The sequence below is a fragment of the Seonamhaeicola sp. genome, from assembly GCF_028281565.1.
In the GTDB taxonomy this organism is placed as follows: Bacteria; Bacteroidota; Bacteroidia; order Flavobacteriales; family Flavobacteriaceae; genus Seonamhaeicola.
Genome location: NZ_JANQJQ010000021.1, coordinates 36,621 through 54,460, shown reverse-complemented (window position 1 = coordinate 54,460; position 17,840 = coordinate 36,621). Strand labels below are relative to the sequence as shown.

9 protein-coding genes are annotated in these 17,840 nt (G+C 37.0%); all 9 read right to left on the bottom strand.

Annotated features, from left to right (window positions below; genetic code table 11):
• Positions 1–3: 3 nt before the first annotated feature.
• The 9 genes from Q0983_RS10165 to Q0983_RS10125 all read right to left on the bottom strand — a co-directional run bounded on the left by Q0983_RS10165 (position 4) and on the right by Q0983_RS10125 (position 17,709).
• Positions 4–759 carry a glycoside hydrolase family 16 protein gene (locus tag Q0983_RS10165; protein WP_299552283.1) on the bottom strand — a complete coding sequence of 252 codons (756 nt, stop codon included), beginning with the start codon at positions 757–759 and terminating at the stop codon, positions 4–6.
• A gap of 32 nt (positions 760–791) precedes the next feature.
• The gene (locus tag Q0983_RS10160) at positions 792–3,815 is read right to left on the bottom strand and encodes a GH92 family glycosyl hydrolase (RefSeq protein ID WP_299552280.1); all 3,024 of its coding nucleotides are present in this window, start codon (positions 3,813–3,815) and stop codon (positions 792–794) included.
• Positions 3,816–5,297 carry a glycosyl hydrolase family 28 protein gene (locus tag Q0983_RS10155; protein ID WP_299552277.1) on the bottom strand — a complete coding sequence of 494 codons (1,482 nt, stop codon included), beginning with the start codon at positions 5,295–5,297 and terminating at the stop codon, positions 3,816–3,818.
• A gap of 4 nt (positions 5,298–5,301) precedes the next feature.
• Positions 5,302–6,825: a glycosyl hydrolase family 28 protein gene (locus Q0983_RS10150; RefSeq protein ID WP_299552274.1), complete on the bottom strand. Its 1,524-nt coding sequence runs from the start codon at positions 6,823–6,825 to the stop codon at positions 5,302–5,304.
• Between the two features lie 9 nt (positions 6,826–6,834).
• The gene (locus Q0983_RS10145; protein ID WP_299552271.1) at positions 6,835–9,147 is read right to left on the bottom strand and encodes a GH92 family glycosyl hydrolase; all 2,313 of its coding nucleotides are present in this window, start codon (positions 9,145–9,147) and stop codon (positions 6,835–6,837) included.
• 4 nt (positions 9,148–9,151) lie between these two features.
• Positions 9,152–10,777, bottom strand: a complete 1,626-nt coding sequence (locus Q0983_RS10140) for a glycosyl hydrolase family 28 protein (protein WP_299552268.1) — start codon at positions 10,775–10,777, stop codon at positions 9,152–9,154.
• A 3-nt stretch (positions 10,778–10,780) separates the two neighbouring features.
• The gene (locus Q0983_RS10135) at positions 10,781–12,862 is read right to left on the bottom strand and encodes a GH92 family glycosyl hydrolase (protein WP_299552265.1); all 2,082 of its coding nucleotides are present in this window, start codon (positions 12,860–12,862) and stop codon (positions 10,781–10,783) included.
• A 110-nt stretch (positions 12,863–12,972) separates the two neighbouring features.
• Entirely contained in the window at positions 12,973–14,631 is a 1,659-nt protein-coding gene (locus tag Q0983_RS10130; protein WP_299552262.1) for a RagB/SusD family nutrient uptake outer membrane protein, read from the bottom strand.
• 18 nt (positions 14,632–14,649) lie between these two features.
• Positions 14,650–17,709 (bottom strand): TonB-dependent receptor, encoded by a 3,060-nt coding sequence (locus tag Q0983_RS10125; protein ID WP_299552259.1) that lies wholly within the window; start codon positions 17,707–17,709, stop codon positions 14,650–14,652.
• Between the last annotated feature and the right edge of the window lie 131 nt (positions 17,710–17,840).

The following is a 17,840-nucleotide window of genomic DNA, read 5'->3' as shown; positions in this document are numbered from 1 at the left end:
TTTTTACTTTACTGGTTTATAATATCTGACATAATCAAATATGGCAGATGATGGTAATTTTGTATCATCTACAGATTCTGTTCCCCCTAAAAAGGAGGCAATACTCGTGAGCCAAATATTTAAACCACTGTGATTTAAATCTTTAATATTTATTTCACGTACTACTTCTCCATTTAAATAGTACCTAACATACTCTGGGGTATATTCGCATGCTAAAACCTGAAATTTTTCATCTATACCAAAAGCTTCAACATGTTTTCCAATATAATCTTTATGACCGTCGTACCATTTGTGCAAGTTTACATGGTATCCCTTTCGGTCTTTGGAATCATTTTCTAAAATATCAATCTCTATCGTAGCTACATTGGTGTTAGTGCCACCAGAACCATCATGAGTCATTAACCAGAACGATGTATGCCACCCACCTCCAAAAGGAGTTTTTAATCTTGCTTCATAATACCCATATTTAAATTTTTTTTTGGATATCAAACCGGCTCCTGTATATTCTTTATCTAATGATTTTTCTTTTTTAAGATTAAGATATAGAAACCCATCTTTTACCTCGACATTTTCTTTTTTTTGCGTACTCCAATGTTTACTATCCGTGCGATAATCCCAAATATCTGTTTTTAATGATTGTTCATCAAATTCATCTGAAAATGCCAATTCGTAATTTGTATTGCTAATTTTAATTACATTGTTGCCTTTACAACAGACTGTTAATATAATTATACCAAGTCCTGCAATTATTTTTTTCATAAATCCTAAAATTTGCATCATTTAATATTTAATTACTCGACATTTAACTCATCAACAAAAATCCAAGGAGATTTGCCTGCGCCTTCATGCCATTTTGGTAATTCACCATAGTTTTCAACTTCCAGCTTAATATGTTGTGCTTTTACCTTCTTGAATTTTAAACTATGATGGATTATTTGCTTTTGACCAGCTTTCAGCTTTTGGTAGGACTCTTTTTTAATTAGTTTATAACTTCCTAAATCATCTTTTATAAATACTGAAATACTTTTTGGAGGAAAACGCCACTTTTTTGTAGAAGTAAGGGTATTTAACTTTATGGAACTGAATTCACAGACTTTACCTAAGTCTAAATTTATGATGAGGTCTTTATTGTTTACCCCTGTCCATTTTCTATCGGAAAAGGTAGTAGAAGCCTCTATTAAATCTATTAATTGGCTACCATCTTTTTCTCCATACTTTTCAGGAATATTATCGAAAGTTATTTTTGGATAGCCCTTTTCTAAACCTTCAAAAATTGATTTTACGATGGATTTTGAGAAAACGGGACTAGGCTCAAACCCTTCTTGAAAAGAAACCGCTTTAATTTGTGTCGATTTATTTACAGAAAAAGGTCCTGTATACAAATACGAATTTTGGGTAGGGTCATTTCCATCTAAAGTATAATAAATTTGATCGTTTTTATTATTTGATATTAGCTCAATTTTCAATTGCTTGCCAAACCTAAATACTTCATCCTTTATAAAAGGGGTATAACAGGCCATTGGTTTCGTTTTATATGCCAATAGCTCTTTTTGATATTGTGGCAAGGCTTCTTTTGTTGATGCCCATTCCTTGTTAGGCTTTGGCCCCATTTCAAAAATCAACTCGCCTCCATTTGAGACGTCTTGATGCTTAATAAAAATCTTGTCTATGGACTTCCCGTTCAATGTCACAGATTGGATGTACTTATTCTTTTCTGAAACATTATTTGCCAATACGGTAAAGGTTTTTCCGTTCTCTAATTTTATTACAGATTTCGGGAAGGACGGCGAACCCAAATAATAATTCATATCTGCCGGTGCCACGGGGTAGAATCCCATTCCCGAAAGGATGTACCAGGCAGACATTTGTCCGCAATCCTCATTATTCACCATGCCATCTAAATGATGGGAATACATCTCTGTCATGACCCTTCTTACCAATTCCTGTGTTTTCCAAGGTTTGCCAGCAAAATTATATAGATAAGGAATTTGATGTCCAGGCTCATCACCATGACTGTACTTACCTATAAATCCAGCTATATCTACATGTTCTTCACCTTGCATCTCTATTGGGTTATTAATCATATCGTCTAACCATTTGGAGTAGCTATCATTATCACCAAATAAGTTTATGGCCCCCAACATATCATGAGGTGTATAGGCCGAATATGCCCATATATTCCCAGAAACATAATTATGAACCAAACCATCCCAATGTGTGGTATCCATCTCTATAAATCTTCCGGATGACTGCCTAGGCCATAAATATTTTGTTGTGGGATTATATAAATTCCTATAGCCTAAACTTCGTTTTTTAAAGTATTGGGCATCTTCTTTTTTCCCCAGCTTCTCTGCTAATTGGGCAATGGCAAAATCGTAATAATTGTTTTCGGTTGTTTTTGTTACGCCACATCCCACTTCGGCAGGGACAAAACCATAATTCACATAATAACGCACACCATTATCCGATCCATAATTAACACTACTGCCGCCATCTCTAAAAGCCGTTTCCCTTATACTCTCATAGATTAAATCTACATCCAAACCTTCTGGATGTTTTAAGGCTGCTTCTGCCATTGCTGAAATTCCGGGGTATCCCGGCATACAATAATTATCATGGCCTAAAGCTTCCCAAAGGGCTAGCCCTGTTTTGGTATCGGTAAATCTGGATAGCAGCACATTCACCATTTTTTTATTGGTTTCCTGGTCAATTATAGACCAAAGTGGATGTGTAGCCCTAAAGGTGTCCCAAGTTGAGAAATTACTATACTGAGTCTGTTTTGGAGAATGATATCGTTTACCCTCAACAATATAATCACCGTTAACATCTGAAATAATGTTCGGGGCTATAAAATTGTGATACATGGCTGTATAAAAAATGGTCTTTTGCTCAGGCGTTGCTTCAATTTCTATACGGTCTATTTTATCTTCCCATAAGGCTATGGCTTCTTTATGAACTTCATTGAAACCTTTACCTCTAACTTCTGCCTCGAAGTTGGCTTTGGCTCCATCATAACTCACAAAAGAAATGGCCACGTAAACCTCTACCTGTTCATTAGGCGTACCCTCAAACTCAAACACAGCTTTGGTGTTTTTAAAAGCACTTTCATTAATTTTTCCAATTATGATATCGTCAATGGCCATGTCTGATTTAGAAAATGGCTTCGAAAATTCAGCATAGAAATAAACCTTTCTATTTCCACACGAAGCATCAAAAGCATGTTTCATTCCTTGTATTGAATTATTGGAAAGCACCTTTAACTCAGTTAATTTGGTTTGCCCCCTTGTGTTGTGTGTTGGGTCGATTAGAATCCTGTGAATCCCATCTTCCTTAAAAGTGTATCTATGAACTCCTACCCTAGGTGTGGTTGTTAATTCTACATTTACATTGTAATCATCCAATAAAACCTGATAATAGCCAACCGAAGCTTTTTCATTTTCATGGGAAAACCGCGACCTATATCCTTTATCTGGATTTTCCATGGTTCCGGGTTTCAATTTTAAGTCTCCCGTTGTAGGAATAAATAAAAAGTCTCCCAAACCTGTTAGGCCAGTTCCACTAAAATGTGTATGAGCAAAGCCTTTTAATGAAGTTGATTTATAATGGTACCCCGAACAATAATCCCATTCTTCTATATCCTCAGAGGGGCTTAACTGTACCATTCCAAACGGCGTGGTTGCGCCAGGAAAGGTATGCCCTAAACCATCCGTTCCTATCATAGGGTTTACATAATCAATAATGTTTTTAGGTTCTTGCTTTTCACAGGACCATATTATTAGCACAACCAATAAAATTGTTATTACTCTGAAATTCATTTAGAATTTAATTTTTGAGTTTGAAACATTGTTTTTAACCAAAAGCTCTTTTTGATTACAATTTGCTCCAACATTTACAGTATTAATTCTTAGACCTTCAACATCGTCGGCCAAAAAAACGGGCCTGGGGTCTGGTTCCAATGTGTTTAATGAAAAATTTGTCACCGAAATATCCTTGGCATGGCGAATAAACATGCCGGAGCACGGCAGCTTTTTCCAAACAGTTGGTTGGGGATACCCTTTTATATCTTCTTTTACATCATTCAATGTAGCTAAATAGTCCCCTTTCTTTAGGCCTCCTTTTTGAATAATATTGATATTATCTAATCGGATATTTTCGACTTTGTGGTCTGGAATCCCTGTAATAGAACAGGCCCAATTACCACTATTATAGGCTGTAATATTGCTAATGGTAACATTTCTCAAAGTTCCTATTTGAGGTTCCGGAGCTTCGGCAATATGCTTTCTACTTCTTCCTCCTAACCTAATGTAAATAGGACACATGGTACCGTTAATAGTTAGATTACTCACCGTAACACCTTCCATTGTACCTCCATCCACAATTTCAAGGGACAAACCGGTAATACCTATACCAAACTTATTGCCAGTTGGAGGTGTTTCACATCTTGTGGGTTTCACTATGCAATTGTTTATATTAATATTTTTAAAACCTCCGGTTGATTCCGTTCCCATTTTTATGCCATTGCAATAACTACTGGCTATACAATTTGTTATTACAACATCTTCGCAGGGTGATGTTCCTGTACTTTTTAAGCAAATAGCATCATCATCTGAATCAAAGATACTATTGGCTAAAACAAACCGCCTGCATCCATCGATATCAATACCATCATTGTTTCTATTGCCGTGATTCCAAACTTTAATACCATCAACCAATACATCCTCACAATTAAGGTAATGCTGATTCCATATTCCGGAGTTTTTTAGATAAATATCCTTAACCACAACCTCAGAACAACTAATAAATAGAATATTTCTTGGTCTGCCGTCTTTATCACCACCAGCTTCATATGGCCTTGGTTTTTGTTTTGCACCTTGTCCGTCAACAATACCATGCCCCGTAATGGCTATATTTTTTACTTTATGGGCATAGATTAGAGCATACCAGCCACCAATATCCTTTTGAGAACGGTATTCAGGTTGTATTTGCCTAGGGAAATCATCGTGGTTTTCACTGGCCAGTAAAGTGGCTCCATTTTCAAAATGTATTTTCACGTTATCCTTTAATGTAATAGTACCGGATAGAAAGGTTCCTGATGGGATAATTACCTGTCCGCCTCCTGCTTCATGACACTTATCTATGGCTTCTTGAATAGCCCCGGTATTTAATGTTATACCATCCCCAATAGCTCCAAATTCAAGCACATTGTAACCAGGGCTTGTTGGATGCTCTTTACAACTAAAAACTGTAATGATTATAAAGGCCAAAAGGATGCACGGTGTTACACATACTTTTTTCATAATCTTAATTTTTAATTCGTATAGTGGATGCATTTAAATTGTATTTAGGCAGGCTAATATTTGAAGGGGCTGCAAGAACGGCATCTAAATAACCTCCCTGAACATTTTTAGCCCATAACACCGAGAATTCGGTCTCTCTGGGGTTTGTATAATCTGGTTTATGTACTCTGGTGGTTCCGTTTTCAATTCTTTCCGGGTGCTGCCAGTTTAAAGGCACATTAGCTGTTGGCCAATTTAGTTTTACATTATCCAATACCAGATTAGAAACATTTTCGGCTACAAAAACAGCTCTAGCGGCCCCTGCTTCTTTAAACTCCGACACTCTTGGAAATTGGTTACTCCTGGCTCCTTCAATCATGCTTGCGGGGTCTTCAATTCGGGGATAGGTTAAAATGACATCCCTAAAATATATGTCTTCCAAAAAACCATCAGGATCTGATGTCATTAATATCCTTCCGTCTGTATGAGCGGCCACATTCGAAATAATGACATTCCTTATCCCTCCTACCTCACCTTTGCCATTTTTCTCCACCATTAGTTGAATGGGTCTGTTATACACCAATTTAGCATTTGTATTTCCGGTTAAATTATTAACCACGATATTTTCGATAACGGCACCGTTTTTTGAATACAGTCCAAAAAAACGCGAGGTTCCATTAAACACACAATTAGAAAAACTAATATCACGCATGTCCTTATAGGATTCTCCGGCTCCTAACTTAATACCAACGCACAAGGTTTCCATGACACAGTTTGAAACCGAAATACGTTCCGATTCATTACTATCTGCAACGGTTTTTATAACAATGGCATCGTCACATGTTTTTATAAAACAGTCTGAAACCGTAATATCGCTACAGCCAGTTAAATCAATACCATCGGAGTTCGGGCTATAAATGTTATTAATAACCTTAACGCTATTTATAGTTGCTATTTTTGAATTGAATAAATGGATATTCCAACCGCCTCCAGTTTTTACTGTAATATCTTTTATGGTAATACGTTCGGAATGGTTAATATCAATTAACGGACTTACCTTCTGCTCTTTAGCTTTAATCCATCTGGGAACCACCATATTATCATTATCATCTTTTTCATAAGCTTCCCAAAAATGTTCTCCATTTCCATCGATGGTGCCTAAACCCGTTATGGCCACATTGGAAATTGAATCAGCGTAAATTAAGTGCCATGGTTGACGGTCTTTATTATGTCCCCAGGATAGTTCCGTATAATCTTCAATATGGGGAGACCCCAAAAGTATAGCCCCTATCTCCAAATGAAGATTGACGTTGCTTTTTAAAAAAAGGGTTCCCGATAAAAATGTTCCTGAGGGAACAATAACTTTTCCACCTCCATTTTGATGCGCTTGGTCAATAGCCTTTTGAATGCTTTGGGTATTTAATGTTTGACCATCTCCAACAGCCCCAAAATTCACAATATTATATACGGCCTTTTCCTGACTACAGCCACACAATAGAACGATTATAAGCACTAGTTGTATATGGATTAACACTGTTTTAGTACTCATTGAGGTAGCTTATTTATTATTCGACATTTTAAGATTTAAGAGACCACCATTGGTCAATTGTTTGTGATCAATTTTATAGTCGTTTATAGCTTTATCATTAAAATGGATATGGTTTACATAAACATTGTCTTCACTATTGTTCTCCGCCTTAATGACTAGCGTTTTTCCGCTATAATAATCCGGGTTTAATTGAATGGTTACTTTATCAAAACCAGGGCTTCCTATTTGGTATTCCGGATTATCATCAGTTCCACCATTCACCTGAAAAAGGCCAATTTTCATTAAAACAGCAAGGCTTCCCATGAGCCCTTGGTCTTCATCTCCATTATAGCCGGTTGCTGGTGAAAGCCCTCCAAAAACTGTTGTAGCTACTTTTCTTGACCAATATTGCGTTAAATCGGGCCTGGACAAACCACTAAATACAAAGGCCGTTTGAATAGATGGTTGGTTACCGTAATTAATTGGGATCCTTCTATACTCGGGATGGCCTTCCACGGCATGGGAACTGCCAGAAGTGAACCCCAATAAATCAGCCTGTTTAAACTGTTCATTTAATTTTTCAATAGCTTTATCCATTCCCCCCATAAGCAATGCTAATCCTTGCAGGTCGTGAGGCACAAACCATGTAGATTGCGCTGCGTTAGACTCGATAAACCCATTTTCATATTGATAGGGATCAAAAGGGCTAATCCACTGCTCATTAGAATCTTTGGCTCTCATCCAGCCTGATTCCTTGTTAAATACGTTGTGATAGTTTTTGCTACGCTTTACAAAGTAGGCATGGTCTTCTTGATGCCCCAGTTTTTTTGCCAATTGGGCCAAGGTCCAATCTTGATAAGCATACTCCAAAGTAAGTCCTGCACCATCTTGATGTATCCCAAACTTACCTTGAGGATTCGGATGTGGCACGAAACCTTCTTTCAAATAGTGCTGCAAGCCACCTCCCTTAAAGGTATTATGCTCATACCCTGCCTTTTCCATAATACCTCCGGAAAGATGGTTCTTCTTTAATGCCTGATATATATATTCATGATTACTCTTTATAATCCCTTTCTGGATAGCACTAACAAAAAAAGGCGTTGCTGGATTTCCAGTCATTACATAAGTATAATTTCCTCCCGAAGGTCCTCTTGGCACTAAACCGCCATCCTTGTAGTATTGCAAAAAGGAAAGCACAAACTCTTCGTATATTTCCGGATAAACCAGCCCCCAAAGTGTATTTAGCGTCCATTGAGCTCCCCAAAGGGCATCAGAGTTATAATGGTTAAATAACGGGATTCCTTTTTCGTCTAATGGTAACTGCCCAATTTTAAATGTGTCTCTAGTATTGTCAGGGTACGCTCCATTTACATCACTAATAATTCTTCTACCTTGAAGCGCGTGCCATAAGTCTGTATAAAACCGTTGCTTAGACGTATCCGTCCCCCCTTCAACAACTATTCTACCAAGTAAATCGCTCCATGCTTCCCTGGAGTCCTTAATAGTGCCTTCAAAGTCCCAATGCGGCAACTCTTTTTGTATGTTTAAAGCAGCATTTTCCAAAGAGGTATATGAAATACCTATCTTCATTAATAGTGCGCCATCAAAATCTTTAAAACTTAATGCGTAGTTTTTTGTTTTTTCGTCTCTTATTAAAGCGTCAACCGGTTTATTCAGCACTACTTTAAAGTATATCTTAAGTGGTTTTGGTCTGCGCTTTGTTGGATAGGCTATTACCGAACCGGCAAATTCTGTTTCGTTAAGTTGTACTAATTCCCCATCACCATTTTCGCAGGGGCCGAGTATAGTATTTAAATTGAAAAGAATATGCTTATTTGTATTTTCGGGATATGTATATTTGTGAAAACCAACACGTTTTGTACTGGTTAATTCGGCCTTTATTTTATACCGATCCAACTCTACTTTGTGATATCCTGGTGTAATTTCTTCATTTTCATGCTTAAATTTTGAATAAAAATCAGAGAATATACCGGAACTATGGGATTCGGGTATTGTAACTGGCATTACCGATACACCAGAAATTTGCCAGGCGTGTATATGACTAAACCCCTTAATAGTATCTGTTTTATATCTATAGCCACTACCCCAAGCACCATCTATCTCTGTATCCGGATTCAGGTTAACCATCCCGAAAGGCCGACAGGCAGATGAGAAAAAAAACCATCTGGAATTCTCTGTATCTAAAGTAGGATATACCATTTCAGACAGGTATGCCTCCTGTGAAACAAGATCTTGGTTTGCCCGTTCTTCTTTATTTGAATTGCATGAGACCACAAACAGAATTAACAGCAATGATTTTATGTATAAACGTGTTCGTTTCATGGCTCTATTGGGTTTTGAATATGGTGTTATCCATATTAGGATTACTGCTTATGGACCCTGTGTTTTTTAATACAATTTGTTTATGCAATGTTTGCGGAATTTTGATATTTTCAAAGCTAATTCCCTTTACATCGTCCAATACATAGGCTGGACGATAATCGGTATTCTCTAAGTTGAGCCTTACATTTTTAAATGTTATGTTGTTTACGTGACGTACATAAAACCCCCAGGATGGTAGTTCTCCAAACATAGAAAACTCGGGATAGTCCTTTATTTTTTCAGGAACCTGATTTAGTCTTGATAATGGGACATAAGCCATTCCTTTAGAGGAGCGACCCGGATAGGTAATTTCAACATTTTCAATACGTACATTTTCAATATTATGATCCGGAATTCCAACTATAGAGGAAGGGAAAGGGTTGTGAAAGAAATTCACTTCAGGTCCGCGTAAATCATAGTCTATATCCGGTCTTCCAAAGGGTATTTGAACCTTCATATCCTTAATATGAATATTCTTTACAATTCCAGGTTTATCACCTGCTCTATGGCCCAATCTGATGAAAATGGCATTGCCGGTATTTTTTGCTACAATATTGGATACTTTAATATTTTCAATGACACCACCGTCAACGCTTTCAATGGCTATGGCTGAACGAAAGGTATCAAAGACTTCTATATTCTCAATTGTGACATTTTTAAAACCGCCGTAAGAAGCTGTTCCAAATTTTATGGCACTGGCGCTACTCCTAACCGTACAATTGGCAATATAAATGCTGTCATTAAATGTCTCCGGATAATACGATTTTAAACAAATACCATCATCTGCTGCATCCACATCGCAATTGGTTACTTGTACGTTTTTACAATCGGTAATATCCATACCGTCATTGTTCCAATAGGCGCGGTTTACAATTTTTAAATTATCGAATCTTAAATTTCTGCACAATTCAAAAGACAGCCCCCAACAGGAACCATTATGAAGATTTAAATCCAATAGCTCCACGTTTTTGCAAGATGAAAAACGAAACAACTTAGGTCTGGCCGTTTCATTTGTCCTCATACGCCTATAATTGTATTTAGGGTCAATCTTAATACCCGCATGATGCAAACTATCCACTGCCAAGGCCAATTTTAATCCTTGTCCGTCAATTTTACCCTGGCCATAAATTTTAAAGTTATGTGCCTTATAGGCTACCAAGAGTGCCATTTGTGAGTTATCATCTTTCTTTGGGGCATCGGGCCGCCCATGCATTTCTACATTTTCATAGTGAAGCGGGTTTGTACTCCCCAAAAGCACTGCGCCTTCTTTTAGGTAAAGGCTAACACTGCTCTTCATACTCAAACTTCCGGTTAGGTAATCTCCTTTAGGAAACACAAGTGTTCCTCCTCCCTTACTGTTAACCGTATCTATTAATTTTTGTAAAACGGACGTGTTTAAGGAAACACCATCGCCTTTTGCGCCGTATTCAGTTACAAGGTATTCCGCATTATCAGTTTTCTTTATATACGGTTCTACGGTTTTTGGTTTTGCTGTTACTTCTTCTTTTGTTGATTCCTTACATCCACTCAAGAATATAATACTGCATAAAACCAGTACCGTATGTTTTAAATATTTTGACCTTTTTAACATAGTTTATTTGTTTTTACCCCAATGTTTATTAGGCTTATCTCCCAATTCAAATCTCAGAATACCTCCCTTAGAGATCATATTGAAGTCTACTATGGCAGTATTGATTTCTGCTCCATTCCAAGTTACCTGTTGTATATATATATTTTCAGATGATAAGCCATTGGCTATTATCTGCAATGGTTTGTCTTTTGTTTGAATGGTTATCTTATCAAACTGTGGTGTTGTTAAAGCTAATTCCGTACTTCCGGGAAATATGGGATATAATCCCATGGTAGACCATACATACCAAGAGGACATGGTACCTGCATCGTCATCCATTTCCCGTATGTAACCATCTGGTGTATTGGTAAATATTTTTTTGAAAATTGGCTTTTCAAACTTTTCGTGCGTCCCATACCAATTATTAGTTTTTGTATTTAACAGTTTATGGATGAGTGCCTGTGTTTTCCACGGTGAGTCCGTATAATTATAAAGGTATGGCACCTGAATATCAGGTTGGTTTCCTATATTAAAAAGCTCATTATCGAAAAAATAATCCAATTGGCTTTCGAACACTTGTTGTCCTCCAACCATATTTTGTATACCTTCCATATCAAATGGAACAAACCAGCGGTATTGCCATAAGGTCCCTTCATATAAACCATCCCCATGCATGACATCGGCGTCTTCGTCCATCATGAGAAACTTCTCTTTCCACAAAGTCTTATATTCAAAAGCCCTGTCTTTGTATGCTTTATGATCATCCAGATACCCCAATTCCTTTGAAATTTGGGAAAGTGCCCATAAATCTAAACTCGATTCCAAGACATTATCCGGTGATTTAAAAGGCAAAGTCTCAGCCTCTTCTTTTAATTCTGCATAAATACTTCCCAGGGAAAATGGTAATTGTCCTTTTTTATAGGCTTCCAGTAAAACCAAAATGGCATGTTCCGTTCTTATTGTTAAAAACGGCTCTGTTTCTGTGGCCCAGTCAGGTTTCCCTTGCTTATATAACTGTTTTAAGGAACTTAATATTTCTGAATATCTTTCGGGATATACCAATGAAAAAAGTGGTAATTTGGTTCTAAATGTGTCCCATATAGACCATCCGTGATAATAATTTTGATGGCTATTATATAGTTTCCCGTCACTGCCCCTATAATTTCCGTTATCATCATTTATAATAAATGGGGATTGTGTTGCATGATATAAATGTGTATAAAAAAGTTCTTTTAAAGTATCATTACCTGTTTCCACCTGCACGTTACCCATGACCTTGTTCCACTGCCTGTAGGCAGATTTCTTTACGTCTTCAAAAGAGGTATCCAAAGCTTTTCCCAAGGTATTTTGTGCATTTTCTTCACTCACTGCAGATAATGCACAGAGTAATTGAACAGCTTCATCATTTTTTGTTGAAAAAGAAAAAGTCAATTTAGAATTTTGCTCTGAAACACTTGTAATTTCCTTATTAAAACTAATGGCATAATAAAATGTATATTGCCCTTTTCTGCATACATTAACACTGGTTACTTTGCCGGCTATTACGCCATTATCCAAAATGGTATGTTCCTCTGCAATGTGGCCAACATAAGAGCTTGCCAAATCAATTGTTAAACCAGAAAACTTTGACTTGGGGAATGTATATTTATGGTATCCAACTTGTCTTGTGCCTGTAAGTTCTGCTTTAACACCGTTATCCAAGAGTACGGCATAAGCCCCGGGTACAGCTCTTTCACTATTCTTTGAGTAAGTTACTCTGGTAGGTATTGAATCTGATTGCGAGGCAACAAAGGGAAATATCCTTAGGTTCCCCCCAACACCCCGACACCCTACCCCTGAAAATCTAGTATTTGAAAACCCTATTATTTCTTTGGCACTGTAATCATAACCTGAGTGTGCTATGGGCTCTGTATCAGGACAAGGTTTAATCATTCCAAAAGGTACACCCGCAGCCACATCTGTTTGTCCATGATCATTGGAAGTGCATATAAAGGGGTTTATATATCTGGCCAGGCCCCTATCTTCCTCAACCAAAGTGCTTTCCTGTCTTTTACATTGAACAAGCAACAAAACTAGAATAAATATGTATGGGTGTAATTTTAACATCAATACTATATTTGAAAATAAAGGCAGACAAACATTATAAATTCCATCTGCCTTTATAAAACTAAACAACTATGACTAACTCAAAAATTAATCTAAAGCGCTATTAATCTTTAGTAATTAGGGTTCTGCTGCAATGAACCATCAGATAGTTCAATTTCATGAGAAGGAATTGGTCTTACTAAATGCGTATTGGCATTAAATGCACTATGATCCGCATTATGAGGATTGTATATCATAATACGCTCCTGCAATTTCCCGGAACGCTTTAATACAGCCCATCTGTTTTCTTCACCGGCCAACTCAATACCTCTTTCATCCAGAATAGTATCTATATCTACAGATGTATAATGATTAGCCACACCGGTAGCTCTTTCCCTAACCCTATTTATGTGTGATAACGCTGACGTAGTATTTCCAGCTCCCAGGTATGCCTCTGCTGCCAACAAATGGGTTTCAGCTATTCTAAATACATAAGTATCTCGAGAACCACCACGCTCGGCATCGATGTTTACATCATCAAACTTCTTAAAAATAGGGAAATTTGTTCTAATTACATTGGATGAATACTGGTAAATTACGCCCCCTATATTGGTTGGGTTTCCAAACAAATACTGGTCTGGCTGATATACCCAATAGCGGTTCAATTTATCTGTTATCTCAGGTGTACTTAAAGCCATTTTTGGGTAATATGCTATGGTATCTCCGGCCACAACGTTATCGGTTCCAACGTCTGATGTAAAGGTAGCTTCTTCGTCTGCAAATAATACACGATGTAATGTAGCCGCATCCCTTGTATCATTATCAGCTAATAAAGAATAGAAATGAGGTGTAGGCATCAAACCTGTATTATTGGCACCATATTGGTTATTTCTACCAATACCTATATAATCATTTACACTGTTCATGAATATACCATGCTTTGTATTATCCCTATCCTCACTATTTCCTTGCGAACCATATTGTACCGCAAACAGGACTTCCGGGTTTACCTGATTGTTTAAGTCAAATACCTCAGCATAGGTTTGGCTTCTAATATCATAAGTACCAATAGCTTGTTCTGCTAAATTTGCGGCTGTAGTAAAGTCAGCCGAACTTCCAAAAGCCTTATATGCTCTTGTTAAATATACATCTGCCAATAAATGTCTGGCAGCAGCTCTGGAAATACGGCCTGTTTGCGGACTGTCCTGTAAGTTTGGAATGGCCGCTTCCAGATCAGAAATAATTTGAGCAAAGGTGGCTTCTTCAGAAGAACGTGCATAATCTGAACGAATGGATGTTGTTTCTTCTAATTCTAAAACCACACCTCCAAAATGTTGAACTAAATTATAAAACCCTAAGGCACGTAATGCTTTAGCTTGAGCTATACCGTAATCACGATCTCCAAGTTTAGAATCACTCCAACTAATTTGATTTTCAAAACGATTGATTACAATGTTGGCATCGGCGATCATATTATAGTTAGCACTCCAATACCAACCAATAGTTCCATTATCTGCGCTTAATCCAAAATAATCATTCAAATCCGAAGTACTGCTTACATCTCCCTGACTAGTAAACATGTCTGTCCCGGAAAAAGCAATATTATAGTTTTTGTAAATATCCCTAAGACCACGATATACGCCTGCTACTAATTGGTCTGCATTATCCTGCGTAAGCGAGTTTTCGGTGGTTACATCGTAAAATTCTTCCTCTAAGTAATTCTCACAAGCTACAAAACTGGAAACTACCATAAAGAATGCTAAATATTGTATTTTAAAAATTGATTTCATTTTCTTAACAATTAAAATTTATAATGATACATTTAATCCAAACAACACGGTTTTAACCATATAACTCGAGCTATAAGAATTTTGTAGTCCTGTTTCAGGATCCGGTCCTTCGTAATCTGTAAATATGAATGGATTCTGAATATCTAATGATAAGCGTACAGCATCTAAGTTCACTTTATCCAAAATGCTATCAGGTAAAGTATAAGTGAACCCTATATTTGCAATTTTAACAAAGTCAAACTCTTCATAATAGTATTCTCCCGGGTGTGCATAAGCCAATGCCGGGCGTGATGCATTAGGATTATTTGGCGTCCAGTAATCTAAGTTTATTTTGTTGAACTTAGCCCCATCATTTTGGTAAGGCGCAAAGTTTTGATAGAATTCAGAATGCCCCAAGGTTCCCTGACGTGTATTAACCTGGATTCTCGCTTCCCAATTCTTGTAAGAGAAGGTATTGGTCATACCAGCTATCCAATCCGGTGACGGTGATCCGATAACTACTTTATCATCACTGTTAATTACACCATTATTATCTTGATCCACAAATTTGTATTGTCCCGGGCGCGCTCCAAAAGAAGCAGCTTCAGCATACTCATCCAACTGCCAAATACCTTCATTTTGATAAGAGAAAATAGCGTCTGCAGGGGCTCCTACTTTTATTACACCATGACGACCCAATGGCACTTGGTCTAATTCACCATCAATTTTTAATACTTCGTTCTTGTTTTTAGCAAAGTTAATTGAGGTACGCCATCTAAAGTTTTCATTAGATACGTTTATAGTATTTAACACTACTTCAACCCCTCTATTTCTTACTTTACCAAAGTTACCTATGGCTGAACCAAATCCGGAGATATTAAATAACTCCCTGTTAAAAATACTTCCATCGGTCTCTTTGTTATAATAATCTATGGTTAAAGCAATTCTATTATTTAAGAACCCTACATCAACCCCAACATTTGTTTCGGTAGATACCTCCCAAGTTAATTCCTGGTTTGCTAAACCACCAATAGTCTGAGCTGTTGACACATCATCACCAAACAAATAGGTATTATTATTTAAGAAAGAAAAGGAACCATAAGGACTTACAGAATTAATATTACCGGTTTGTCCGTAACTCAATCTAAGTTTTAAATTGCTGATCCACTCGGTGTTTTGCATAAAGTCTTCTTCACTAACTTTCCAAGCAAAGGCTGCCGATGGGAAAAAATCCCATTTATTACCTTCAGCTAAACGTGAAGCGCCATCATAACGACCAGTTACATATAGAATATACTTGTCTTTATAGCTATAATTTACCCTTGCAGCAAAGGAGGCTGTATTTTCTTTTGTAAAATAACTATCATAGTTACGAATATCCAAACCTGCTCTTGTATCGTAAAAAGAGTATAAATCTGAACTAAAGTTTCTGGTTTGAATATTACTTCCTTCTATTTCTTTTTGATACAAAGATGTAATCAATGTTGTTTTTATACTATGATCTTCATCGATATCAAAATTCATGTTGATTATATTATCCCATGTATAGGCCACATCTAATACTGTATTGTAATAAGACCTTATACGCCCTGGATCATTTCTGGCAGATTTAGTTAATAAACCTCTATACTCTCCAAAACGGATAGAACTTAAACTAGGAGAGAACTGTGTTTTTAGACTCAACCACTCCAAAGGTTGATACTCCAAAAAAGCATTGGCAATGATATCAAAACGCTTTGTGTTTACAGACCAGGCACCATCTTTTTCATATAATGGATTGATGAAACGTTGATCTTGTTCATCAGGGATTAAATCAATATCGCCATTTTCGTCATAAGGGTTCACTGTAGGCGCTAAACGGAAAGAACTTCTAAATAATTCACGACTACCTTCTTCGCGTTCTGAAAAGGCCAAATAAGTTTTTATGCCAAATGTTAGTTTATCATTTACTCTTTTAGATAAAGCTCCTGAAAGGTTATAGCGCTCAAAATCCTCTATACCTACAACGCCTTCGTCTTTCAAATATCCCAGTGAAGCATTATAAATCAATCCATTTTCTCCTCCGGAGGCAGCTAAAGTATGACTTGTTTGAATACCTGTTTCCTGAAACATATCTATCCAATCTGTATACCTTCTATTAGCAACATTATCCAGCTCTTCGCTACCAATGAATTCTGTAGTCATATCAGGTACAATATTATTATAGTCTGATGCAGTAGCAGCTCCCGCGTTTAATAAGTTTCCAAACTCCCTTGCTCTTACTACATCTTCTGCAAAGGCTACGTATTGATCTCCATTAAAGAAGTCTGGGGTATTTACCGCAGTACGCACGCCAAAAGTAGCATCGTAAGTAAACTTTGTTCTACCCTCTATACCGCTTTTAGTTGTAATAATCACAACACCATTGGCACCTCTGGCTCCGTAAATAGCCGTTGAAGAAGCATCTTTTAATACGTCTATTTGTTTAATATCGGCAGGATTCAACATGTTAATGTTATCAAAGAAAATCCCGTCTACCACATATAATGGTTGTCCTAAATCTGCTCCAGGATTATCATTTATACCGTCATTCCCCTGGTTAGTATTACGTAAAGCAGTATTACCTCTTACCGTTATTGCTAAAGGAGCACCCGGCTTAGAGTTTAATGTTCTTACATCTACACCTGCCAAACGCCCTTGTAAAGCCTGAGCAACATCTGTTTTCCGTTGCTCAACAACCTCGTCACTTCCTATAGAAGCAACAGAACCTGTAAGATCACTTTTCTTTACAGAACCATACCCAATTACAACTACTTCGTCTAACTGAGCTGCATCTTCGAGTAATTGAACATTTAATGGGGATTGTCCTGTAAATATGATTTCTACAGTTTGATATCCCACATAAGAAAACACAATTACATCCCCATTACTAGCACTAATTTGGTAGTTACCATCAAAATCTGTTGCTGCACCCGTAGTAGTGCCTTTTATTAAGACATTAACTCCTGGTATAGGAACATTTTGACCATCTGTTACAACACCTGACACACTATCTTGCGCAAATGCTGAAGATGAAAAGCCTATAATAAAGGCTAATAATAATAGTTTAAGTTTTTTCATTTTTTATATTCTTTAGTTAATCGCTGATAAAATTAGAATAGGTCATCTAGTTTAGAATGGACATTTTATTCAAAAACATGGAGAAGCATCTTTTTTAATTACCAAAAACCAGGATTTCAATTACAAAATTT

Bases quoted from the DNA above. Each gene is read 5' to 3' on its own strand.
- Q0983_RS10145 (WP_299552271.1), bottom strand. From the start codon at position 9,147: ATGAAACGAACACGTTTATACATAAAATCATTGCTGTTAATTCTGTTT.
- Q0983_RS10150 (WP_299552274.1), bottom strand. From the start codon at position 6,825: ATGAGTACTAAAACAGTGTTAATCCATATACAACTAGTGCTTATAATC.
- Q0983_RS10140 (WP_299552268.1), bottom strand. From the start codon at position 10,777: ATGTTAAAAAGGTCAAAATATTTAAAACATACGGTACTGGTTTTATGC.
- Q0983_RS10130 (WP_299552262.1), bottom strand. From the start codon at position 14,631: ATGAAATCAATTTTTAAAATACAATATTTAGCATTCTTTATGGTAGTT.
- Q0983_RS10155 (WP_299552277.1), bottom strand. From the start codon at position 5,297: ATGAAAAAAGTATGTGTAACACCGTGCATCCTTTTGGCCTTTATAATC.
- Q0983_RS10160 (WP_299552280.1), bottom strand. From the start codon at position 3,815: ATGAATTTCAGAGTAATAACAATTTTATTGGTTGTGCTAATAATATGG.
- Q0983_RS10125 (WP_299552259.1), bottom strand. From the start codon at position 17,709: ATGAAAAAACTTAAACTATTATTATTAGCCTTTATTATAGGCTTTTCA.
- Q0983_RS10135 (WP_299552265.1), bottom strand. From the start codon at position 12,862: ATGTTAAAATTACACCCATACATATTTATTCTAGTTTTGTTGCTTGTT.
- Q0983_RS10165 (WP_299552283.1), bottom strand. From the start codon at position 759: ATGAAAAAAATAATTGCAGGACTTGGTATAATTATATTAACAGTCTGT.